The 22,804-nt window shown below is 60.6% G+C and carries 22 protein-coding genes; 8 read left to right on the forward strand and 14 right to left on the reverse strand.

Annotated elements, in window-relative coordinates; all coding sequences use genetic code 11:
- Positions 1 to 139 precede the first annotated feature (139 nt).
- The 3 genes from AC1RKH_RS10005 to AC1RKH_RS10015 form a co-directional block, all read right to left on the reverse strand.
- Positions 140 to 1,111, reverse strand: coding sequence for a thymidylate synthase (locus tag AC1RKH_RS10005; RefSeq protein WP_493062562.1), 972 nt, complete (start codon positions 1,109 to 1,111; stop codon positions 140 to 142).
- 63 nt (positions 1,112 to 1,174) lie between these two features.
- A complete protein-coding gene (lgt, locus tag AC1RKH_RS10010) occupies positions 1,175 to 1,990 on the reverse strand; it encodes a prolipoprotein diacylglyceryl transferase (RefSeq protein ID WP_123426307.1) in 816 nt (271 codons plus the stop codon).
- 98 nt (positions 1,991 to 2,088) lie between these two features.
- The gene (locus tag AC1RKH_RS10015; RefSeq protein WP_493062563.1) at positions 2,089 to 2,871 is read right to left on the reverse strand and encodes a sulfite exporter TauE/SafE family protein; all 783 of its coding nucleotides are present in this window, start codon (positions 2,869 to 2,871) and stop codon (positions 2,089 to 2,091) included.
- A gap of 124 nt (positions 2,872 to 2,995) precedes the next feature.
- Between AC1RKH_RS10015 and AC1RKH_RS10020 the strand changes: the two genes are divergently transcribed.
- Positions 2,996 to 3,742, forward strand: a complete 747-nt coding sequence (locus AC1RKH_RS10020; protein WP_493062564.1) for an NRDE family protein — start codon at positions 2,996 to 2,998, stop codon at positions 3,740 to 3,742.
- A gap of 127 nt (positions 3,743 to 3,869) precedes the next feature.
- On the opposite strand, the gene ptsP is transcribed toward AC1RKH_RS10020, so the two are convergent.
- Positions 3,870 to 6,149: a phosphoenolpyruvate--protein phosphotransferase gene (gene ptsP / locus AC1RKH_RS10025; RefSeq protein ID WP_123426304.1), complete on the reverse strand. Its 2,280-nt coding sequence runs from the start codon at positions 6,147 to 6,149 to the stop codon at positions 3,870 to 3,872.
- Between the two features lie 22 nt (positions 6,150 to 6,171).
- Entirely contained in the window at positions 6,172 to 6,651 is a 480-nt protein-coding gene (locus AC1RKH_RS10030; RefSeq protein ID WP_008064982.1) for an RNA pyrophosphohydrolase, read from the reverse strand.
- A gap of 143 nt (positions 6,652 to 6,794) precedes the next feature.
- Here AC1RKH_RS10030 and AC1RKH_RS10035 point away from each other — a divergent pair, with 143 nt between their 5' ends.
- Complete coding sequence (locus AC1RKH_RS10035) at positions 6,795 to 7,451, forward strand: histidinol-phosphatase (protein WP_493062565.1); 657 nt, start codon at positions 6,795 to 6,797, stop codon at positions 7,449 to 7,451.
- Positions 7,452 to 7,572: 121 nt separating this feature from the next.
- Here AC1RKH_RS10035 and AC1RKH_RS10040 read toward each other — a convergent pair whose 3' ends face one another.
- Together AC1RKH_RS10040 and ilvA are read right to left on the reverse strand one after the other, a co-directional pair.
- Positions 7,573 to 7,998 carry a DUF2269 family protein gene (locus AC1RKH_RS10040; RefSeq protein WP_493062566.1) on the reverse strand — a complete coding sequence of 142 codons (426 nt, stop codon included), beginning with the start codon at positions 7,996 to 7,998 and terminating at the stop codon, positions 7,573 to 7,575.
- Positions 7,999 to 8,037: 39 nt separating this feature from the next.
- Positions 8,038 to 9,552: a threonine ammonia-lyase, biosynthetic gene (gene ilvA / locus AC1RKH_RS10045; protein ID WP_493062567.1), complete on the reverse strand. Its 1,515-nt coding sequence runs from the start codon at positions 9,550 to 9,552 to the stop codon at positions 8,038 to 8,040.
- Between the two features lie 144 nt (positions 9,553 to 9,696).
- On the opposite strand from ilvA, the gene rpiA reads away from it, so the two are divergent.
- Complete coding sequence (rpiA, locus tag AC1RKH_RS10050) at positions 9,697 to 10,371, forward strand: ribose-5-phosphate isomerase RpiA (RefSeq protein WP_123426300.1); 675 nt, start codon at positions 9,697 to 9,699, stop codon at positions 10,369 to 10,371.
- A gap of 134 nt (positions 10,372 to 10,505) precedes the next feature.
- Here the strand turns inward: rpiA and AC1RKH_RS10055 are convergent, their stop codons facing one another.
- The 3 genes from AC1RKH_RS10055 to AC1RKH_RS10065 are packed head-to-tail and all read right to left on the reverse strand — an operon-like array spanning position 10,506 to position 13,507.
- Entirely contained in the window at positions 10,506 to 11,417 is a 912-nt protein-coding gene (locus AC1RKH_RS10055; protein WP_493062568.1) for an SdiA-regulated domain-containing protein, read from the reverse strand.
- A complete protein-coding gene (locus tag AC1RKH_RS10060) occupies positions 11,407 to 12,072 on the reverse strand; it encodes a fumarylacetoacetate hydrolase family protein (protein ID WP_493062569.1) in 666 nt (221 codons plus the stop codon). Before AC1RKH_RS10060 ends, AC1RKH_RS10055 begins: the two co-directional genes overlap by 11 nt.
- A 40-nt stretch (positions 12,073 to 12,112) precedes the next feature.
- Positions 12,113 to 13,507, reverse strand: coding sequence for an FAD-binding oxidoreductase (locus AC1RKH_RS10065; protein WP_123581388.1), 1,395 nt, complete (start codon positions 13,505 to 13,507; stop codon positions 12,113 to 12,115).
- A 204-nt stretch (positions 13,508 to 13,711) separates the two neighbouring features.
- Here AC1RKH_RS10065 and serA point away from each other — a divergent pair, with 204 nt between their 5' ends.
- Positions 13,712 to 14,941, forward strand: a complete 1,230-nt coding sequence (gene serA, locus AC1RKH_RS10070) for a phosphoglycerate dehydrogenase (RefSeq protein ID WP_401121734.1) — start codon at positions 13,712 to 13,714, stop codon at positions 14,939 to 14,941.
- A gap of 127 nt (positions 14,942 to 15,068) precedes the next feature.
- Here serA and AC1RKH_RS10075 read toward each other — a convergent pair whose 3' ends face one another.
- Positions 15,069 to 15,506, reverse strand: a complete 438-nt coding sequence (locus tag AC1RKH_RS10075; RefSeq protein WP_493062570.1) for a DUF4399 domain-containing protein — start codon at positions 15,504 to 15,506, stop codon at positions 15,069 to 15,071.
- A 132-nt stretch (positions 15,507 to 15,638) separates the two neighbouring features.
- Here AC1RKH_RS10075 and AC1RKH_RS10080 point away from each other — a divergent pair, with 132 nt between their 5' ends.
- A complete protein-coding gene (locus AC1RKH_RS10080; protein WP_493062571.1) occupies positions 15,639 to 16,307 on the forward strand; it encodes a transporter substrate-binding domain-containing protein in 669 nt (222 codons plus the stop codon).
- A gap of 106 nt (positions 16,308 to 16,413) precedes the next feature.
- Here the strand turns inward: AC1RKH_RS10080 and AC1RKH_RS10085 are convergent, their stop codons facing one another.
- Positions 16,414 to 16,917, reverse strand: coding sequence for a 2-thiouracil desulfurase family protein (locus tag AC1RKH_RS10085; RefSeq protein ID WP_123426293.1), 504 nt, complete (start codon positions 16,915 to 16,917; stop codon positions 16,414 to 16,416).
- A gap of 2 nt (positions 16,918 to 16,919) precedes the next feature.
- Positions 16,920 to 17,552, reverse strand: a complete 633-nt coding sequence (locus AC1RKH_RS10090; RefSeq protein WP_123426292.1) for a 2OG-Fe(II) oxygenase — start codon at positions 17,550 to 17,552, stop codon at positions 16,920 to 16,922.
- A 132-nt stretch (positions 17,553 to 17,684) separates the two neighbouring features.
- Here AC1RKH_RS10090 and AC1RKH_RS10095 point away from each other — a divergent pair, with 132 nt between their 5' ends.
- A complete protein-coding gene (locus AC1RKH_RS10095) occupies positions 17,685 to 18,437 on the forward strand; it encodes a DUF2059 domain-containing protein (RefSeq protein WP_493062572.1) in 753 nt (250 codons plus the stop codon).
- Between the two features lie 120 nt (positions 18,438 to 18,557).
- Here the strand turns inward: AC1RKH_RS10095 and bipL are convergent, their stop codons facing one another.
- Positions 18,558 to 19,511 carry a phospholipase BipL gene (gene bipL, locus AC1RKH_RS10100; protein WP_493062573.1) on the reverse strand — a complete coding sequence of 318 codons (954 nt, stop codon included), beginning with the start codon at positions 19,509 to 19,511 and terminating at the stop codon, positions 18,558 to 18,560.
- A 109-nt stretch (positions 19,512 to 19,620) separates the two neighbouring features.
- Here bipL and AC1RKH_RS10105 point away from each other — a divergent pair, with 109 nt between their 5' ends.
- The gene (locus AC1RKH_RS10105) at positions 19,621 to 20,205 is read left to right on the forward strand and encodes a DUF6436 domain-containing protein (RefSeq protein ID WP_493062574.1); all 585 of its coding nucleotides are present in this window, start codon (positions 19,621 to 19,623) and stop codon (positions 20,203 to 20,205) included.
- Between the two features lie 101 nt (positions 20,206 to 20,306).
- A complete protein-coding gene (locus AC1RKH_RS10110; protein WP_493062575.1) occupies positions 20,307 to 22,718 on the forward strand; it encodes a penicillin acylase family protein in 2,412 nt (803 codons plus the stop codon).
- Positions 22,719 to 22,804: the final 86 nt, after the last annotated feature.

Genomic DNA, 22,804 nt, shown 5'->3' on the forward strand with positions numbered 1-22,804 from the left:
AGAGGATTTTGATACGGCCAAGCTTTTCAGCGAAAAGCACTTCGCGAAAGCTTGACCGGAAACAGAGTATCTACGGGGTAGCAGGTATCTGACCGTTCCCACGCGCGAGCCTGGGAATGATCAGCGGGGCAGCAGGTATTTAGACCGCCATTGGCGCGGTCATTGGCGCGTGGTGCTCGTAACCTTCCAGCGAGAAGTCGCTCGGCTCGATCTGCTCCAGCCACTCCGGTTGGTACACACCCGTCTTGGCGAACTCAGGCACACGCTCGGAAATCACCAGTTTGGGCATCGGGAACGGCTCGCGCTTGAGCTGTTCGTTGAGCATGTCCAGGTGGTTTTCGTAGACGTGGGCGTCACCGATAAAATAGGTGAACCAGCGCGGCGTGTAACCGGTCAGGCGACCGATCAGGCTCAGCAGCGCGGCGCCTTCGGTGAGGTTGAACGGCGTGCCCAGCCCCAGATCGTTGGAACGGATGTAGAGCGTCAGGGAAATCTCTTTGGTCTCGACGTTCGGGTGGAACTGATACAGCAGATGGCATGGCGGCAAGGCCATTTCATCGAGCTGGGCGCAGTTCCAGCCGTGGAACAGGATACGGCGGCTGCCCGGGTCCTTGATGATGGTGTCGACGCACTGGCGAATCTGGTCGATCGCCTTGTACAGCACCACGTAGGCCTGGCCGTCTTCTTCGCCTTCGGCGATCTGCCGATAACCCTGGTTCAGCGTCTGCTCGATAGCCGCCTGATTGCTGACCGGGATCTGCTTGTACGCCGGCCATTTGCGCCATTGCACACCGTAGATCTCGCCCAGGTCGTCTTCGCCCTGACGGAACGGGTTGGCCAGCCACTGGGCGTTTTCGTTGGCGTTCTGGTCCCAGACCTTGCAGCCCAACGCACGGAATTCAGCGGCGTTGTTCACGCCCCGCAGGAAACCGACCATCTCGCCGATGGCCGATTTGAAGGCCATCTTGCGGGTGGTGATCGCCGGGAAGCCTTCTTTCAGGTCATAGCGCAGCATCGCGCCGGGAAAGCTGATGGTGTTCACGCCGGTACGGTTGGCTTGCTTGGTGCCGTTCTTGATGACGTGGGCGACCAGATCGAGATATTGCTTCATGAATTACCTGTGTCCTTGAACGCAGGGTCGTGACCCTGCGTTCCGAATGTAGAGCGCGGCGCCTTAAGACGCCGGAGTCACGGGAGCTGCCGGCGCGCGGTGGTACGCCAGCCAGAGCAGGAACAGCCCGCCGATGATCATCGGGATGCACAGAATCTGCCCCATCGTCACCCAGCCGAACGCCAGGTAGCCAAGTTGCGCATCCGGCACTCGCACCAGTTCGACAACAAACCGGAAGATCCCGTAGAACAGCGCAAACATCCCGGACACTGCCATGGTCGGCCGCGGCTTGCGCGAGAACAACCAAAGAATGACGAACAAGGCCACGCCTTCGAGGGCGAACTGATACAACTGCGACGGGTGACGCGGCAGCTGCGCCGGATCGCTGAACGGCGGGAAAATCATCGCCCATGGCAAGTCGGTCGGCTTGCCCCACAACTCGGCGTTGATGAAGTTGCCGATACGCCCGGCACCCAGGCCGATCGGCACCATCGGTGCGACGAAGTCCATCAGTTGGAAGAACGACTTGCCGTTCTTTTTGCCGAACCACAGGGCCGCCAGCATCACGCCGATAAACCCGCCGTGGAACGACATGCCACCCTTCCACACTTCAAAAATCAGCGTCGGGCTGGCGATGTAGGCGCTCAGATCGTAAAACAGCACATACCCGAGCCTGCCGCCGACAATCACCCCCATCGACATCCAGAAGATCATGTCGGAGAGCTTCTCCTTGGTCCAGGTCGGGTCGAAGCGGTTCAATCGACGCGACGCCAGCATCCAGGCGCCGCCGATGCCGATCAGGTACATCAGGCCGTACCAGTGGATTTTCAGCGGGCCGATGGCCAGGGCCACCGGGTCAATCTGCGGGTAAGGCAGCATTGCGACTCCTCGTTAGAGTTGAAACCTAAAATTCCTGGCGCGACCGTGCCACGCCGGGATTAAGCCAGGATTGCGTAGCGGTTCCTGGCAAAAAGAACTCAAAGCAAAAAGCTCAGGCCCACGCAAAACAGCAAAGCGGCAAACAGTCTTTTCAGCAAACGCGGCGACAGCTTGTGGGCCAGTCGCGCACCGATGCGGGCAAAGACCATGCTGGTCAGGGCGATCCCCAACAGCGCCGGTAAATAAATGAACCCGAGACTATGAGCCGGCAGACGTGGATCGTGCCAGCCCAGAATCATGAAACTTAATGCACTGACGAGCGCAATCGGCAGACCGCAGGCCGAAGACGTGGCCACCGCTTGCTGCATCGGCACACTGCGCCAGGTCAGAAACGGCACCGTCAGCGAGCCTCCGCCGACCCCGAATATCGCCGAAGCCCAGCCGATCACACTGCCGGCCAGGGTCAGACCGAACTTGCCGGGAACCGTTCGGCTGGCCTTGGGTTTGACCTCCAGCGCCAGTTGTACGGCAACGATCAACGCGAACACGCCGATGATCTTCTGCAAGTTCGGCCCCGAGATGGCTTCGGCCGTCAGCGCGCCAAAACCCGCGCCGAGCAGAATACCAAGCGTCATCCAGACAAAGATCGGCCAACGCACGGCACCGCGGCGCTGATGCTCGCGCACTGCGTTGACCGAGGTAAAGATGATCGTCGCCAACGACGTGCCGACCGCCAGATGCGTCAGGATCGAGACATCGAAGCCTTGCAAGGTGAAACTGAACACCAGTACCGGGACGATGATGATCCCGCCACCCACGCCGAACAGCCCGGCCAGCACACCCGCACAGGCGCCCAGCCCCAGATAGAGCAGAAATTCCATGAGCGCATCCCGAAATAAGTGCGGCATGGTAACGGATGCATGGTCTCAAGCTCCACTGGATGGCGATGGATACCCACCGGATCTGTGCGTAGAGTGGGCAAAAAAAGCCAAGAGGGATCACCCCATGTGCTTGATCGTCTTCGCCTGGCGGCCGGGTCACGCCCAACCGCTGATCGTCGCGGCCAACCGTGACGAGTTCTATGCGCGCCCCAGCCTGCCGCTGGCGCAATGGCCCGAAGCGCCGCAGGTTTACGCCGGGCGCGACCTGGAGGCCGGCGGCACCTGGCTGGGTATTGGCGCCGACGGACGTTTCGCTGCATTGACCAACATCCGCAACCCGCACCAACCGCCAGCACGCAAATCGCGAGGCGAGCTGGTAGCGCGATTTCTGACCGGTAATTTGCCCATTGCTGAATATTTGGCCGACGTTGTCGACAGATCGCTGGAATATGCCGGGTTTAACCTGCTGATCGGTAATCGTCATGAGTTGTGGCACTACAACGCACGCGAGCCTGGGCCGGTCAAACTGCAATCAGGGATCCATGGGCTGTCGAATGCCGGGCTTGATACGCCGTGGCCGAAGGTGCTCAAGGCCAAGGCGGCGTTGAGTGAAGTACTGACTGATCCGCAGCCACAGGCTTTGCTGGCCCTTTTAGGCGACCCGCAAACGGCACCGTTCGCCGATTTGCCGGATACCGGCGTTGGGCTGGCGACCGAGAGTTTGTTGTCGAGCGTGTTTATTGCCAGCCCCACGTATGGCACGCGAGCGAGTACGGCGCTGATTGTGCAGGCGGACGGGACGCGGCTGATAGTCGAGCGCAGCTTCGGCCCGTATGGCGGGCATTTGGGGGAAGTGGAAGTCAGGGATTAGGCGGTGTCGGCACTGGCCTCATCGCGAGCAAGCTCGCTCCCACAGGGTTTTGTGTTGATCACAAAATAGTGAACCTACACAAATCCACTGTGGGAGCGAGCTTGCTCGCGATGGGTGCGCCACAGGCTCAGAGGGGCTTGATCGCTGCCGGATTAATCATCCGCGCCAACCCAAGGTTCTTCAGCGCCAATTGCAGCGAGCTGTGGATCACTTGCGGGTTGTCGATGGTCATCAGCTCGGCAAGCAGATCCCGGGCCCAACTCAGGTTGATCTGGCGCAGCATCCACTTCACTTTCGGCAAGTTGGTGGCGTTCATCGACAGGCTGTCGAAACCCATCGCCATCAACAGCACCGCTGCCGCCGGATCACCGGCCATCTCACCGCAGATACTCACTGGCTTGCCTTCGGCATGCGCGTCACGCACCACGTTTTGCAGCGCTTGCAGCACCGCCGGGTGCAGATAGTCGTAGAGATCGGCAACCCGTGGGTTGTTACGGTCCACGGCCAGCAGGTACTGGGTCAGGTCGTTGGAGCCAACCGACAGGAAGTCCACCTGCCGCGCCAGTTCCTTGGTTTGGTACACCGCTGCGGGAATCTCGATCATCACGCCAACCGGCGGCATCGGCACGTCGGTGCCTTCGTCGCGCACTTCACCCCAGGCGCGGTGAATCAGGTGCAGGGCTTCTTCCAGCTCATGGATACCGGAGATCATCGGCAACAGAATGCGCAGGTTGTTCAGGCCTTCACTGGCCTTGAGCATGGCGCGGGTCTGCACCAGGAAGATTTCCGGGTGGTCGAGGGTCACGCGAATCCCGCGCCAGCCGAGGAACGGGTTGTCTTCCTTGATCGGGAAGTACGACAGTGACTTGTCGCCGCCGATGTCCAGGCTGCGCATGGTCACCGGTTGCGGATGGAAGGCCGCGAGTTGCTCGCGATAAATCGCCAGCTGCTCCTTTTCGCTCGGGAAGCGCTGATTGATCATGAACGGCACTTCGGTGCGGTACAGACCCACGCCTTCGGCACCGCGCTTCTGCGCCCGCGCCACGTCCGCCAGCAGGCCGGTGTTGACCCACAGCGGCATGCGGTGACCATCGAGGGTCACGCACGGCAAATCACGCAGCGCATCCAGCCCCAGCGCCAGTTGTTTCTCTTCTTCGACCACGTCGGCGAACTGCTTGCGCAGCACGTCGCTCGGGTTGGTGTAGACCTCGCCGTGGTAGCCGTCGACGATCATCTGGATGCCGTCGACCTTGGAATACGGCAGATCGACCAGGCCCATCACCGTCGGGATGCCCATGGCTCGCGCCAGAATCGCCACGTGGGAGTTACCGGAACCGAGTACCGACACCAGCCCCACCAGCTTGCCTTCCGGCACCTCGCCGAGCATCGCCGGCGTCAGTTCTTCGCTGATCAGAATGGTGTTGTCGGGGTAGACCAGGGTCTGCTGACGTTCTTCCTGCAAGTAAGCCAGCAGGCGTCGACCGAGGTCTTTGACGTCCGAGGCGCGCTCACGCAGGTAGGCGTCGTCCATCAATTCGAAACGGTTGACGTGATCAGTGACCACCTGACGCAGCGCGCCCTGGGCCCACTGGCCAGTCTTGATCACGGTGGTCACTTCGCTGCCCAGCGAAGCGTCGTCGAGCATCATCAGGTAGACGTCGAACAGCGCCCGCTCTTCCGGCCGCAATTGCGTGGCGAGCTTGGCGGACAGCGCGCGCATGTCGGCGCGCACGCCTTCGATGGCGGTCTTGAACAGACCCAGCTCGGCATCGATGTCGGTGATGGTCTTGTCAGGCACCACGTCCAGATCGGCCGGCGGCAGCATGACCACCGCAGTACCGACCGCCGCACCGGGCGAACCGGGTACGCCGACGAACTTGGCTTCCTGGATGCCTTTGCCCTGACGCCCCAGACCACGGATTGAACCGGTGGCCTCGGCGTGGGCGATAACGCCCGCAAGCTGGGCGCTCATGGTCACCAGGAAGGCTTCTTCACCCTCGTCGAACTGACGACGTTCTTTTTGCTGGATGACCAACACGCCGACGACGCGGCGGTGGTGAATGATCGGGGCGCCGAGGAACGAGGCATACCGTTCTTCACCGGTTTCGGCGAAGTAGCGATAGCGCGGGTGATCCGCGGCGTTTTCGAGGTTAAGGGGTTCTTCACGCGTGCCGACCAGGCCAACCAGACCTTCGTTGGGCGCCATGCTGACCTTGCCGATCGAGCGCTTGTTCAAGCCCTCGGTGGCCATCAGCACGAAGCGGTTGGTCTCGGGGTCGAGCAGGTAGACCGAGCAGACCTGGCTGCCCATGGCCTCTTTGACGCGCAATACAATAATCCCCAACGCCGCCTTGAGATCCTTGGCGGAGTTAACTTCCTGGACGATCTTGCGCAGCGTATTGAGCATGGCTCGGGGTCGAACTCCGTCGTCAGTCGCGCGCTAAAAGGCGCGGGGCAAGCTCTTTGAGAGCGCGGCGATAAACTTCGCGCTTGAATGTCACCACCTGGCCCAACGGATACCAATAACTGACCCAGCGCCAGCCATCGAACTCCGGTTTACCGGTCAAATCCATCCGCACCCGCTGCTCGTTAGAGACCAGGCGCAGGAGAAACCATTTCTGTTTCTGGCCGATGCACAGCGGTTGGCTGTGCGTTCTGACCAGGCGTTGCGGCAAACGATAGCGCAACCAGCCCCGGGTGCAGGCGAGAATTTCAACATCTTCGCGCTCCAGCCCCACTTCTTCGTTCAACTCGCGGTACAAGGCGTCTTCCGGCGTCTCCTGAGGGTTGATACCACCTTGAGGAAACTGCCAGGCATCTTGATTGATACGGCGAGCCCATAGCACCTGGCCAGCATCATTCGTGAGAATGATCCCGACATTGGGGCGGAAACCATCGGGGTCGATCACGGCAACAACCTCGCAAACGCATGTCGCCGCATTGTTCCACAAAGGTTGTGAAGGCGGCAACGAAGCTTCCTACGTTATGTGCACTCTTGTGAAAAGACCGTATTCTGGACGCCTTTTTACAGACTTATCAGCGAGTAACTGCAATGCGTCTGGCTTTATTCGACTTGGACAACACACTTTTGGGCGGCGACAGCGATCACGCGTGGGGGGATTACCTGTGCGAACGCGGCTTCCTCGACGCCGTCGCCTACAAAACGCGCAACGACGAGTTCTACCAGGACTACCTGGCCGGCAAGCTGGACAACGCCGCGTACCTGAATTTTTGCCTGGAAGTGCTCGGTCGTACCGAGATGGCCGTGCTCGACGAATGGCACCGCAACTACATGCGCGACTGCATCGAACCGATCATATTGCCCAAGGGCCTCGAACTGCTGGCCAAGCACCGGGCGGCCGGCGACAAGCTGGTGATCATCACCGCCACCAACCGTTTCGTCACAGGTCCGATTGCCCAGCGTCTGGGCGTCGAAACCCTGATTGCCACTGAATGCGAAATGATCGACGGTCGCTACACCGGACGCAGCACCGACGTGCCGTGCTTCCGTGAAGGCAAGGTGACGCGCTTGAATCGCTGGCTGGAAGAGACCGGCATGTCGCTCGAAGACAGCTATTTCTATAGCGATTCGATGAACGATCTGGCGTTGCTGGAGGAAGTGGCAAACCCGGTGGCCGTGGACCCGGACCCGAATTTGCGGGCCGAGGCCGAGAAGCGTGGCTGGCCGGTAATGTCATTGCGCGACTGAATACGCCATCGCGAGCAAGCTCGCTCCCACAGGGTTTTGTGTTGATCACAGAATCGTGGACCTGCACAGACCCAGTGTGGGAGCGAGCTTGCTCGCGATGGGGCCAACCCGGTATCAGGCCTTAAACCGGTTTGGCGCCCATCAACCCGGCAATCGCGATAAAGCAGACAAAACTGAACAACGCCAAGGCAAACGTAAACTTGCCACTGCCCCCCGGCGCCACGCGCAGCTTGTTAAGCCGCACCAGCAGCCAGAACACCGCCAGCGCGCCGACGGTGTAGATCAGGCTGGAGCCCAGAATCCAGATCTGCCCCAGCGGCCAGCCCACCAGATGTACCATCCACCATCCCGTGAACGGCATGCTCAGCAATGCCAGGCCCATCACCAACCAGACAAACACCCACGGCCGCTGCAACGTGCGCGCGTGTGCCGTCACGTCACCGTTACGGCGAGCGCGCCAGACCCAGATTGCCAGCCCCAACGCACCGACCAGCAACAGTACGGTCGCCAGGACATGTGCAATTTTCAGGGCGGTTAACGTTTCCATTGTTCGATTTCCTTATGGATTGCCCATCAGCGTAGACGCTCAGCCGAGGAACAGCTTATACGCCGGGTTGTCGCTCTCATCCCAATACGGGTAGCCGATTTCTGCCAGCGCTGCTGGCACCAGATGACGCTCTTCGTGCGGCACTTGCAGACCGGCGACCACCCGACCATCGGCCGCGCCGTGGTTGCGGTAGTGGAACATCGAGATGTTCCAGCGTCCGCCGAGCTTGTGGAGGAAGTTGAACAGTGCGCCCGGACGCTCCGGGAACTCGAAGCGCAATACCACTTCATCGACGACATGTGCCGCACGACCGCCAACCATGTGGCGAATGTGCAACTTGGCCAGTTCGTTGTCGGTCAGGTCAAGCACCGGGAAGCCCTGCTCGGTCAGACTGGCGACCAGCGCGCTGCGTGGATCGTTTTCCGGGTGCGTCTGCACGCCGACAAAAATGTGCGCTTCGCTGCCGGTGTTGTAGCGGTAGTTGAATTCGGTGATCTGGCGCTTGCCGATGGCTTCGCAGAACGCCTTGAAACTGCCCGGTTTCTCCGGGATGGTCACGGCGATGATCGCTTCACGGCCTTCACCCAGCTCGGCGCGCTCGGCGACGTGGCGCAGGCGGTCAAAGTTGACGTTGGCGCCGGAGTCGATGGCCACCAGAGTCTGCCCGGTTACGCCGCGCAACTCGACGTACTTCTTGATCCCGGCCACGCCCAGGGCGCCGGCAGGTTCAGTGATCGAGCGAGTGTCGTCGTAGATATCCTTGATCGCCGCGCAGATTTCGTCGGTGCTGACGGTGATCACTTCATCGACGTAGTCTTTGCAGATCTCGAAGGTGTGCTGGCCGATCTGCGCCACCGCCACGCCATCGGCAAAGATCCCCACGGTCGGCAGCACCACGCGCTCGCCGGCCGCCATGGCCATTTGCAGGCAGTTGGAGTCGTCCGGCTCAACGCCGATGATCTTGATCTCGGGCCGCAGGTACTTCACGTATGCCGCAATCCCGGCGATCAGGCCGCCACCGCCCACCGGAACGAAAATCGCGTCGAGCGGGCCCGGGTGCTGGCGCAGTATCTCCATCGCCACGGTGCCCTGCCCGGCAATGGTGTGCGGATCATCGTAAGGATGGATGTAGACGTAGCCCTTTTCGTCGACCAGTTTCAGCGAGTAGGCCAGGGCTTCCGGGAAAGAATCACCGTGCAGCACCACTTTGCCGCCGCGTGAACGCACGCCTTCGACCTTGATCTCGGGGGTGGTCTTGGGCATGACGATGGTCGCTTTCACGCCCAACACCTTGGCCGCCAACGCCAGACCCTGCGCATGGTTACCTGCGGAGGCGGTGACCACGCCACGGGCGCGCTCTTCATCGCTCAATTGGGTCAGCTTGTTGTAAGCGCCGCGAATCTTGAACGAGAACACTGGCTGCAAGTCTTCGCGCTTGAGCCAAATCCTGTTGCCCAGCCGCTCGGAGAGCTGGCGAGCAGTCTGCAATGGGGTTTCTATGGCAACGTCATAAACGCGCGAGGTGAGGATCTTTTTGACGTACTGTTCGAGCATCGGAAAGCATCACTGAGCGGGTTGGGCAGGGCCAAGGAGTCTAACCCGGCTTTCGCTCGGACGACCACACGAATCCAGAGGATTTAGCCAGGCATGGGGCTATAATGCGGGCCTTTCGTTCCCCTTTGGCACCTCGGAGCCCGCATGACCCAGGATCAACTCAAACAGGCAGTGGCTCAGGCCGCCGTCGATTTCATCCTTCCAAAACTCGACGACAAGAGCATCGTCGGGGTCGGCACCGGCTCCACCGCCAACTGCTTCATCGATGCGCTGGCCCTGCACAAGGGTGCCTTCGACGGCGCGGTTGCCAGCTCCGAAGCCACCGCCGCGCGCCTCAAGGGCCACGGCATTCCGGTTTATGAGCTCAACACCGTCAGCGACCTGGAGTTCTACGTCGATGGCGCCGATGAAAGCGACGAACACCTGAACCTGATCAAGGGTGGCGGCGCCGCCCTGACCCGCGAGAAGATCGTTGCGGCCGTGGCCAAGACCTTCATCTGCATCGCCGACGCCAGCAAACTGGTACCGGTCCTGGGCGCGTTCCCGCTGCCGGTCGAAGTGATTCCGATGGCCCGCAGCCACGTGGCCCGCGAGCTGGTGAAACTCGGCGGCGATCCGGTTTACCGCGAAGGCGTGTTGACCGACAACGGCAACATCATCCTCGACGTGTTCAACATGCAGATCACCAATCCTGTCGAGCTTGAGACCCAAATCAACGCCATCGTCGGCGTGGTCACCAACGGCCTGTTCGCTGCCCGTCCGGCAGACTTGCTGCTGCTGGGCACGAGCGAAGGCGTGAAGACCCTGCGCGCCGAGTAAGGCGAACACATTATTGTGATGCCTCCTGTGGGAGCGAGCTTGCTCGCGATAGCGGTGTAACAGTCAACATGGATGTTGAATGTTATGACCGCATCGCGAGCAAGCTCGCTCCCACAGTTGTTCTGCGGTGTTAGCTAGGGTTGTGGTGGTTTCTTGAAGACGTAAAACAGGTTGGGCTCGCTGACCAGGTACAGCGTGCCACTGTGGTCCATGGCGATACCTTCAGCTTGCGGCACGGTCTTTTCTAACCCCTGACGCCCCTCATTCAGCGACATCGTGCTCAACGGCCGGCCGTCGATATCCAGTTCCAGCACCAGATGCGACTCATCCGACAGCGCCAGTAAATGGCCGCTGCGTTCGTCATATTGCAGGCTCGACAGGTCGCGCACGAACAGCCCGGCATCGCGCTTGGGGTTGTTGACCACGTGCACCGCGTAGGACTTCTCCGGGTTGTAATGCGGGAAACCCTGCACTTCATAGATCAGCATCGGGTCGCGCTCCTTGGCGACGAACAGCCGCTTGCCCACCGAATCATAGGCCAGGCCTTCAAAACCTTTATTGGTGCCCATGTGCACGCCTAGGGTCATCTGTTCGGCATCCGCGGCATCCAGAAACGTCGTTTCATCCTTCAGATGAATCTTGATCAGGCGCTGCTGGTACTCATCGGCGATCACATAGGTGTCGGCGCTGATGAACTCCACCGCCTCCGGGTCGCCAAAGCCGATCAACTTCACACGGCGCAGGATTCGCCCGTCGAGGGAGAGCTCGATCAGCTCGGCGTTTTTGTTGGTCACGGTGAACAGGCTTTTGCGCACCGGATCAAAGGTCAGCGCCGAAACGTCAGCGACCAGCCCTTCGATGACCTTCGCCTCGACGACCACCTGGTAATCATCGAGCGCGATGGACTGACCGTCGGCCGGATGCAACCAGGCTTGCAGGTTGAACCAGCCGCGCTCGAACAAACGATAATGCTGCCCAGCCGCGCCCAGCGCCACGACGGTAGCGAAGAGCACGATCAGGACTCGGTTTTGCGGTTTAGCGAACACTGCTCTTGAAGCTGCCGGCGCCCGGCAGTTCCAGCACCAGTTCATCGCCCACGTTCAACGGACCAACGCCGACCGGGGTGCCGGTCATGATCACGTCACCGGCTTGCAGCGAGAAGCAGCCCGCCATGTGCTGGATCATCGGCACGATCGGGTTGAGCATCGCGCTGCTGTTGCCGTCCTGGCGAACTTCACCGTTGATGGTCAGGCGGATACCGATGTCGGTCAGGTCCGCGAAGGTGCTGCTGACCACGAACGGCGCCAACACGCAGGCACCGTCGAACGACTTGGCGATTTCCCATGGCAGACCTTTGGATTTCAGCTCGGCCTGCTTGTCGCGCAAGGTCAGGTCCAGCCCCGGTGCAAACCCTGAGATCGCGTCCAACACTTCTTCGCGGCTCGGTTTGGTTGACAACGGCTTGCCGATCAACACCGAGATTTCCGCCTCGTAGTGCACCGAGCCACGCTCGGTCGGAATCGCAAAACCACCTTCCAGCGGCACCACGCAACTGCCCGGCTTGATGAACAACAGCGGCTCGGTCGGCACCGGGTTATCCAGCTCCTTGGCGTGTTCGGCGTAGTTACGCCCGATGCACACCACTTTCCCGACCGGGAAATGAATACGCGTACCGTCGACATACTGGTGCTGATAGCTCATTACCGACTCCTTCCTTATTGATTCATCAGGTACAGCGGCTTCAAACAGCGAAGATCTTGCCCGGATTCATGATGCCATTCGGGTCAAACACCGCTTTGACGGCTTTCATGTACTCGATCTCAACCGGGGAACGGCTGTAGGTCAAGTAATCACGCTTGGTCATGCCCACGCCGTGCTCGGCGGAGATCGAGCCGTTGTACTTCTCGACGGTTTCGAACACCCACTTGTTGACGGTCGCGCACTTGGCGAAGAACTCGTCCTTGCTGAGGTTTTCTGGCTTGAGGATGTTCAAGTGCAGGTTGCCGTCGCCGATGTGGCCGAACCAGACGATTTCGAAATCCGGGTAGTGTTCACCGACGATCGCGTCGATTTCCTTCAGGAATGCCGGCACTTTCGACACAGTGACCGAAATGTCGTTCTTGTACGGCGTCCAGTGGGAAATCGTTTCGGAGATGTATTCACGCAGCTTCCAGAGGTTTTGCAGCTGCGATTCGCTCTGGCTCATCACGCCGTCCAGCACCCAGCCCTCTTCGACGCAGTGTTCGAAGGTTTCCAGGGCGTGGTTGGCCACTTCCTCGGTGGTCGCTTCGAATTCCAGCAGCGCGTAGAACGGGCAATCGGATTCGAACGGCGCCGGCACGTCGCCGCGCGCGAGGACTTTGGCCAGGGCCTTGTCGGAGAAAAATTCGAACGCCGTCAGGTCGAGCTTGCTCTGGAACGCGTGCAACACCGGCATGATCGAGTCGAAATCGGCGGTGCCGAGGACCATCGCGGTGAGGTTTTTCGGGGCGCGATCAAGGCGCATGGTCGCTTCGACCACAAAACCCAGGGTGCCTTCGGCGCCGATGAATAGCTGACGGAGGTCGTAACCGGTAGCGTTCTTGATCAGGTCGCGGTTCAGTTCCAGCAGGTCGCCCTTGCCGGTCACGACTTTCATGCCGGCGACCCAGTTACGGGTCATGCCGTAGCGAATCACCTTGATCCCGCCGGCATTGGTGCCGATATTGCCGCCGATCTGGCTCGAACCGGCAGAAGCGAAGTCCACCGGGTAGTACAGGCCGTGCTCTTCGGCGCGATTTTGCAGTTGTTCAGTGACCACGCCCGGCTGGCAGACCGCAGTACGGTCGGTCAGGTTCACGTCGAGGATCTGGTTCATATAGTCGAAGGAAACGACCACTTCGCCATTGGCCGCCACGGCAGCAGCGGACAGCCCGGTGCGTCCGCCGGACGGCACCAGCGCAATCTTGTGCTCATTCGCCCAACGGACGATGGCCTGGACCTGTTCGGTGGTCTTGGGGAACACGATGGCCGTCGGGGCCGGGGCGAAATGCTTGGTCCAATCCTTACCGTAAGCATTCAGGGAGTCGGCATCGGTCAGCACCTTGCCAGGCTCAACCAGGGTCTTCAGCTCTTCAATCAGGGCGGGATTGGTCATCGACAGAACTCTCGAACAATTCATGGTCATCCTGAGTACGCTTCACGTCGCAGGAATGAGTGTTTGCGGGGTGCATATGCTAGCATACCGCCCCCGCAGGATAGTGCCCAAAGGCTGTTCTGCGGCGACGGCTTTCCTGCCGCTCGGGTCAGCGTCTGCTGGCCACTTCCCTGCCATTTTTCTCCGGGACACAGGTTTACGCAGATGAGCAAGACTTCTCTCGATAAGAGCAAGATCAAGTTCCTTCTTCTCGAAGGCGTCCACCAATCGGCTGTCGACGTCCTCAAGGCGGCGGGCTACACCAGCATCGAGTACCTGACGGGTTCTCTGCCGGAAGCCCAGCTGAAGGAAAAGATCGCTGATGCTCACTTCATCGGCATTCGCTCCCGCACTCAACTGACCGAAGAAATCTTCGATCACGCGAAGAAACTGGTGGCTGTCGGCTGTTTCTGCATCGGCACCAACCAGGTCGACCTCAACGCTGCTCGCGAACGCGGCATCGCGGTCTTCAACGCACCGTACTCCAACACCCGTTCGGTGGCCGAGCTGGTGCTGGCCGAAGCGATCCTGTTGCTGCGCGGCATCCCTGAGAAGAACGCTTCCTGCCACCGTGGCGGCTGGATCAAAAGCGCGGCCAACTCCTTCGAAATCCGCGGCAAGAAGCTGGGTATCGTCGGTTACGGCTCGATCGGCACTCAACTGTCGGTCCTGGCTGAAGGCCTGGGCATGCAGGTGTACTTCTACGACACCGTGACCAAGCTGCCTCTGGGTAACGCCACCCAGGTCGGCAACCTGCACGAGCTGCTGGGCATGTCCGACATCGTGACCCTGCACGTACCGGAAACCGCTGCCACCCAGTGGATGATCGGCGAGAAAGAAATCCGCGCCATCAAGAAGGGCGGAATCCTGATCAACGCTGCTCGCGGCACCGTGGTCGAGCTGGACGCCCTGGCGGACGCGATCAAGGACAAGCACCTGATCGGCGCGGCCATCGACGTATTCCCGGTGGAGCCACGCTCCAACGACGAAGAGTTCGCAAGCCCGCTGCGTGGCCTGGACAACGTGATCCTGACCCCGCACATCGGCGGCTCCACCGCTGAAGCGCAAGCCAACATCGGCCTGGAAGTGGCTGAGAAGCTGGTCAAGTACAGCGACAACGGTACGTCGGTGTCCTCGGTCAACTTCCCGGAAGTGGCCCTGCCGGCTCACCCTGGCAAGCACCGTTTGCTGCACATCCACGAAAACATTCCGGGTGTGATGAGCGAGATCAACAAGGTTTTCGCCGAAAACGGTATCAACATTTCCGGTCAGTTCCTGCAGACCAACGAGAAAGTCGGCTACGTCGTGATCGACGTCGACGCCGAATACTCGGACCTGGCGCAAGAGAAGCTGCAGCACATCAACGGCACCATTCGTTGCCGTGTGTTGTTTTAAGGGCAGCTACAAGCTTTAAGCTTCAAGCGGCAAGTCGAGGTCTGGCTGTTGCTTGAAGCTGATAGCTTGAAGCTTGAAGCCAATGAAAAGGGAGACCCGCGGGTCTCCCTTTTTGTTGGCGCTGCCTTTATTTCACCGTCACGGTGATTTTTTTCGAGACAATCGGCGCGTCGAACGGCACGTGGTTCTTGTCGCCCAGCTCCAGTTGCAAGGTGTGCTTGCCCGGCGTCAGGGTCACCTCGGTTTCGGTCTGGGCCTTGCCGAAATGCAAGTGGTTGGCGTCCGCCGGGATCGGCATGTTCTCGGCCGGCAATTTATCGACGTCGATCAGCAGGTGGTGGTGCCCGGTGTGTACGGTCTGGTCACCGGCTGGCGCCAGGGCAATGCCCTCAACCGCGAATCTGACCTTGAAGGTTTTGTCCACGGTCGCTCCGTCCGCCGGAGAGACGATATACACCTTCGCACCCGCAGGGGCCTTGGTGCGGGGGACGTCCGCGGCGCTCGCCAGCATCGAAGCGCTGAGCATCAGACCGGCGAGAACTGCACGTGACATAAAGGTTTTCATTCTTTTCTCCAGTTTTGAACTTAATCTTTACGGTTGTGACAACTTCGTCGCAATTCGTTGTCGAAGCTCCTCAACACCATAGCAAAGCGCACCGAAACAGCGCGTCGCACATAATGAATTCAAGGAGTGACCATGCGCTTTCTGCCTGGCCTGATACTTTTACTGCCCCTTTTGAGCCCTTTTGCTCACGCTGAACTGATCGATGATGTAAACGACCGAGGCGAGTTGCGCATTGCCCTTGAAGCCAACACACCACCGTTCAATTTCAAGGAAGACGGCAAGCTCAGCGGCTTCGAAGTCGAACTGGGCCAACTGCTGGCCGTTGAGCTGGATGTGCGCGCCGACTTCGTTGTCACCGATTCAACCGATCTGCTGCCGGGGGTCGAGAGCGGCAAGTACGACGTCGCCATCAACCACATAGCACTGACCCCGGAGCTCAAGGATCGTTTCGACTTCAGCGAGCCTTATAGTTATTCAAGCGCACAATTGATCGTGCGCCAGGAAGAACAACGCCCGCTCGGCACTTTGCTGGCGCTCAAGGATGTGGCGGGCAAACAGCTCGACGCAGCCTTCAGCGATCGCTTGCTGATTCCCTACGCCCCCCGCGACAGTCGTCTACCGGTGAAAGAAGGTGCCAAGGTCGGCCCGACCCTGAGCCTGGCGATTCCGTTTCAGAAGGGTAATCCGGCGTTCCAGGCCAGCCTCGACCGGGCCCTGCAACGGATCAAGGCAGACGGCCGATTGATGGCGCTGTCGGAGAAGTGGTTCGGCATGGACGCGAGCCAGCCGCCGAAACAGTAATCCAATGGAGATCCAATGTGGGAGCGAGCTTGCTCGCGATAGCGGCCTGACAGTCAACATCATTGTTGAATGTGATGCCCTCATCGCGAGCAAGCTCGCTCCCACATTAGTTATGTGAAGACTGTTGGATGAGTTGGGCCAACGCGAGCGCAGCCTCAGCCAACTCCAGTTCGCTGAACACCTGCACCCCATTGCGGGTCAACAAGGCCGCGGTGACGCCCTCGCCGCTGACCTTGACCCCGCTGAAGGTCCCGTCATAGGTCAGCAGGTTGCCGCAGGACGGGCTATTGGCCTTGAGCACGGCGATGCGGATGGCGTGTTTTTGCACCAGTTGCAATGCCTGATGGGCGCCCGAGAGAAACTCGGCGCTGACGTCCTCGCCCTCGGTCGTTATCACTCGCGCAGTACCGTCGAGCACCTGAACGCCCTGCCCGCCAGGAATTTCCGCCGCTGCCCGAGGCGTTGGCAAACCGCCGGCGACTTCCGGGCACAAGGGAATCACCCGACCTTCGGCGATCCACTGTTCCAGTTGATTGAACGGCCCACTGGCCCCGCCGTCGTAACGTACGCGGTGGCCCAGCAGACAACGACTCACCAGAATTTTCTGCATGATCAGAACGGCTCGTTGCCGCGCCGGCGAAACCAGCCCGTCAATGACAGGCGCTCGCGGGTCGCGGGCAGGACTTCATGGGGTACTTCGCCCGACAGGAACACCACCAGGCAACCGCCGGTGGGCACCACATCGTGCTCTCTGCCCTCCTCCAGGTACATCCGCAACTGGCCGCCATGCTCCGGCAGCCAGGCGTCGTTGAGGTAGATTACCGCCGAAACCATGCGCCGGTCGTCGTCACGAAAGCGGTCAACGTGCTTGAGGTAAAACGCACCCGGCGGGTACAGCGCGAAATGGCTTTCGAAATCCTCAAGCCCGAGAAACAACCCACGGTTCATTGCCTCGCGCAGACTGTCCATCAACCCCAGATAGCGGTCACAGGCGTCGACCTGCCCGGGCTCAAGCCACTGAATATGATCGCCGCGAATGCCTTCGCGAATCTCCGAGAAAGGCCCGCGTCCCACTGCCGCTGGCGCCAGTTCTCCCTCGGCCGCACGTTTACGGCACTCAGCCGCCAGTTCCTGGGTCAGCCCCAGAGGCAGGAAAATATTCTGCTGCGACCAGCCGCGTTCAGCCAGGTCGTCGACGATACGTAACAGCAGCGGGTGATCCGAGGGTATTTGCATGGCGCGCATAGTATTCCTGCGCCAGCAAATCCGACAGAGCCGTGTAGCGGAGGCTCGTCGGATAAGGTGATGACCCTGATACGAATTCTCGACAACCTGTGTTCGGCCCCGGAGAATAGTCGCCTGCCGACAGGAGTCCTTATGCGCCGTTTGCTTTTTTCACTGTTGATGCTCTGCACTTTGCCCACCTGGGCAGACGGCCACGACCAGTTGTACAAGGTCGCCGGTTGGCCAGACCAACGCGCGCATTTTAACGATGCCCTCTCCGCCGCCCAGCAGCGCTACCAAAGCAGCCTGCCGCCTGCGGTGTTCCAGGCCCTGGTCAATAACAGCAATCAGCGCTTTGCCCCACAGGCCATGGACCGTCGGGCCGAAGCGCAACTGCGCAAAAACCTCGCCGACCCTACACCTGCGCTGGCGTTTTTCCAGTCGCCCCTGGGTCGCAAAATCATCGCCGCCGAGCTGCTGGCGACCCGCCGCGACCAGTTGGCAAAGAACGCCAAGGGCCTGCCGAAAGTCGAAGCCAGCGACACCCGTCAGTTGATCATTGGTCATTTGGCCCAGGCCCTGCCGGCGCGCGAAGCCGGGGCTGAAGTCAGCCTGGCGATTGCCGGCGTGGCGGCCGACAGCCTGAGCCAGATGATCCCCGGCCTGCTCGGCGGCGGTCAGGCCCAAGGCATGCTGAACGGCCAACGCCAGCGCTTGATGGAACAGATCGGCTCCGACTTGAACAACACCCTGCTCTACGTTTATCGCGACTTATCGGATGACGAACTGGAGGAGTTCGCCACGTTTGCCGAGTCCTCTGAAGGCAAGGCTTATTACCAGGCGGCGTTGGCGGCGATTCGGGCGGGATTGGCGGTAGGACAAAGCACGTCGAGTCTCAGCCAGTAAGCTTCGGTGCCCGGAAGATCGCCATCGCGAGCAAGCTCGCTCCCACACTGGACCGAGTCGTCAGTAAATACGCGGTCAATTGTGGGAGCGAGCTTGCTCGCGATGGGGGCCCAACAGTCGCTAGAGATTCCGCCCTTTGATGCGCTTGGTCAAAAACCCGAAATACTCCTGGCGCAACGCCTGGGTTTCATTCGCCAGATGATGGCGGGCCTCGGGCAGCTTCAACACCTGCGGTCGATCGAACTTGCCCCCCAGCACTTCAAGGTTGTGTTCCCAATCCACCGTCATGTCCGCCTGCCCCTGAATGATCAGTGGCCGGCGATTGCTGCGCGGAGCCGCTTCGATACGCTTGATCCACCGCGCCAGAGCCCCAACCCAGGCAGTTGGTAAACGCAGCGGCTGTAGCGGATCGGCTTGCAGGAATGGCAAGAACGCCGGGTCGTTGGTGTTCTCGCTGAATCGCCGGGCAATGCCTTTGACGAAAGGCTTCATCAGGTGATAACTCAAGCGCGACCAGCCCCAGGAACGTGGCCGAACCAACGGCGAAAGCAGCACCACCTGCCCTTGCGCCGGACTGTCTGCACCTTGGTTCAGCACATGATCGATAACAATCGCGCCACCTGTACTCTGCCCACACAGGTGCCAGGGTTGCGGCAGGTCCAGAGCGCGCGCTTCATCGAACAACCCTTGCAGCGCCGCCTGATACTCGGCGAAATCCTTGATGTTGGCGCGCTCGCCGCTGGACAGTCCATGCCCCGGCAAATCGCAGGCAATCACCACGAACCCTTGATCCAGCGCCCAGTCGATCACATGCCGGTAAAGGCCCATATGATCGTAGAAACCGTGGAACACGAACATCGTCGCCACCGCCCGTTGCGGCCACCAGATCTGGCTGACCAACTGATAGCCATCGACCCGAAAACTGCCGAGTCCGCTCTTGGCCGGGACGCGGCGCTGTGGGAAATCCAGCCCATAAAAATGCTGATAGGCCTGCGCTTCCTCCGACAACGGCTGCGCCTCGGCCAAGGGCCGCAGGCTGGCACGCAGATGATCGGGGTTGAAGGTCGCAGGCATGACGGATTTCCAGGCAAAGCGCGCAGCGCAAAACAGACTTTATAGGCCTGCGATATTCATCTGTCGCGGCAAGCATGGCAAGCTACGCGACCTTCAAGGATGGTTCCGCATGCGCCCGCACTACCGCACGACACTGCTTGCCAGCCTGCTCGCCCTTATGTGCGCCGGCATGCTGTGGGCCGCGTATGACTGGTTTCAGGGGCGCTACCTGCGAGCGTTCAGCTCACACACGGCGGTGTTTTCCGGCGATCCGTTGAGCCTGCCCGCCAATCTTGCGGGCCCCGGCCCGATTCGCGTCGTGCATTTCTGGGACCCGGCCTGCCCGTGCAACGTCGGCAATCAACAGCATCTGGCCGAACTGCTTGAGCACTTTGTACCGCAAGGCGTCGAGTTTTATGCCGCCCAAAAACCCGGCAGTCATGGTCAGTTACCCAGCACCTTGAGCCGCCTGAAAACCCTCGACGTCCTGCCGGGTTCCGAGCAGATCCCCGCAAGCCCAGCGGTAGCGATCTGGGATCGCAGCGGCAAACTGGCGTATTTCGGGCCGTACAGCGAAGGCCTGACCTGCAACTCCAGCAACAGCTTTATCGAACCGATCCTCCAGGCACTGAGCGAAGACCGCCCGGTGAGCGCCACGCATACCCTCGCGGTGGGCTGCTACTGCCCGTGGGCGAAAGCCAACGAAACACGTTAGGGTATTCCGGACTTTTCAAGGAAGGTGATGCCCGGTACACAAGGTCTGTGCTAAATGTTGACGCCCCTGGCTGGCGCAACCCCAAAGAACAAGGAGTCACCATGAAACGCGTCCTGACCCTGCTGGCCCTGCTGCTCGTCGCCCTCGCGGCAGGTGGTGGCTGGTACGTGTACAGCAAGCAGCCGATACGTCAGGGTCAGGTGGAATTGCAGCGCCTGCAAGGCTCGGTGACAGTGCGTTACGACGAGCGCGGCGTACCGCATATCCGCGCCGAGAACGAAACCGACCTCTATCGTGCCCTCGGTTATGTACACGCCCAGGACCGGCTGTTCCAGATGGAAATGATGCGGCGCCTGTCCCGTGGCGAGCTGGCCGAAGTTCTCGGACCAAAACTGCTCGACACCGACAAACTGTTCCGCAGCCTGCGCATCCGCGAGCGTGCCGAGAGCTATGTGGCCGCACTCGACCGCCAGTCCCCGGCGTGGAAGGCCCTGCAAGCCTATCTGGACGGGATTAACCAGTATCAGGACAGCCACGCCGCGCCGATGGAGTTCGACGTACTGGGCATCCATAAGCGCGCGTTCACCGCTGAAGACACCGTCAGCGTCGCCGGCTACATGGCCTACAGTTTTGCCGCGGCGTTTCGCACCGAACCGTTGCTGACTTATGTGCGCGATCAACTGGGCAGCGATTACCTGAACGTCTTCGACCTCGACTGGCAGCCCAAGGGCGCGCTGGCCAAGCGTCAGTCCAGCAAGAGTCCGGTGCTCTCCGCCACTGACTGGAAAGACCTCAACGCCATTGCGCGTCTGAGTGAGCAGGCACTGGCCGACAACGGCCTGCCACAGTTCGAGGGCAGCAATGCCTGGGTGATTTCCGGCACGCGCACCCAAAGCGGCAAACCACTGCTGGCCGGTGATCCGCACATTCGTTTTTCGACGCCGTCGGTGTGGTACGAAGCGCAACTCTCGGCGCCGGGCTTTGAACTCTACGGGCACCATCAGGCCTTGGTGCCGTTTGCCTTCCTCGGCCACAACCTGGACTTCGGCTGGAGCCTGACCATGTTCCAGAACGACGACCTCGATCTGATCGCCGAGAAGGTCAACCCGGACAATGCCAATCAGGTCTGGTACCACGGAAAGTGGACCGACATGGTCAACACCGAACAGCAGATTGCCGTGAAGGGCCAGGCGCCCGTCACATTGATGCTGCGTCAGTCGCCTCACGGCCCGATCATCAACGACGTGCTCGGCGCCGGCGCCGGCAAAACACCGATCGCCATGTGGTGGGGGTTCCTCGAAACCCAGAACCCGATCCTCGAAGGCTTCTACCAGCTCAACCGCGCCGACACCCTGGCCAAGGCCCGTGCGGCAGCGGCCAAGGTTCATGCGCCGGGGCTGAATATCGTCTGGGCCAACGCCAAGGGTGACATTGGCTGGTGGGCGGCGGCACAACTGCCCAAACGCCCGGCCGGGGTCAAGCCGTGGTTCATTCTTGATGGCAGCACCAATCAGGCCGACAAGGAAGGTTTCTACCCGTTCAGCGCCAACCCTCAGGAAGAGAACCCGGCACGCGGTTACATCGTCTCGGCCAACTTCCAGCCGGTTTCGCCGACAGGCATGGAAATCCCTGGCTACTACAACCTGCCGGATCGCGGTCAGCAGCTCAACCGCCAGCTCAGCGACAAGAGCGTGAAATGGGACATCGACGCCAGCCAACAACTGCAACTGGGCACCACCACCGGCTACGGCCCTCGACTGCTGGCGCCGCTGTTGCCGGTACTGCGTGAAGTGGTCGGCGACCCGCAAGAGTTGAAACTGGTCGAGCAACTGGCGCAATGGAAAGGCGATTACCCGCTGTACTCCACCAGTGCCACACTGTTCAACCAGTTCGTGTTCAACCTGGCCGATGGGGCGTTTCACGACGAGCTCGGCGACAGCTTTTTCGAGACCCTGCTCTCGACCCGAGTCATCGATGCCGCGTTGCCTCGGCTCGCCGCGTCCGCGGATTCGCCGTGGTGGGACAACCGCAATACGCTTGGCAAGGAGACCCGCGCCGACGTCGTCAAAGCCGCGTGGCAGGCGAGCATCGCCCACCTGAAAGCCACCCTTGGCCCTGACCCGTCGCAATGGCTGTGGGGCAACGCCCACACCCTGACCCATGGCCATCCGCTGGGCATGCAAAAGCCATTGGATCGAATCTTCAATGTCGGCCCGTTCGACGCCCCCGGCAGCCACGAAGTACCGAACAACCTCTCGGCCAAAATCGGCCCGGCACCGTGGCCAGTGACCTACGGCCCATCGACCCGACGGATCATCGACTTCGCCGACCCGGCCCACGGCCTGACCATCAACCCGGTCGGCCAAAGCGGCGTGCCGTTCGACTCACATTACGATGACCAGGCCGAAGCCTATATCGATGGTATCTACCAAGAGGCGCATTTCAACGAGGAAGAAGTGACGGCCAATACCCGCAGCACCTTGAAGCTGTTGCCGGCGCGAGTGGCGCAGTAGGTCGAGATTTTTGTTGGTAGGGCTGCCGTCATCGTCGGATCGCCGCCCGGACCAAGCTCGCTCCCACACTTGATCTGCTTCGTACA

It is taken from the genome of Pseudomonas sp. GW822-FHT06B12 (assembly GCF_058799675.1).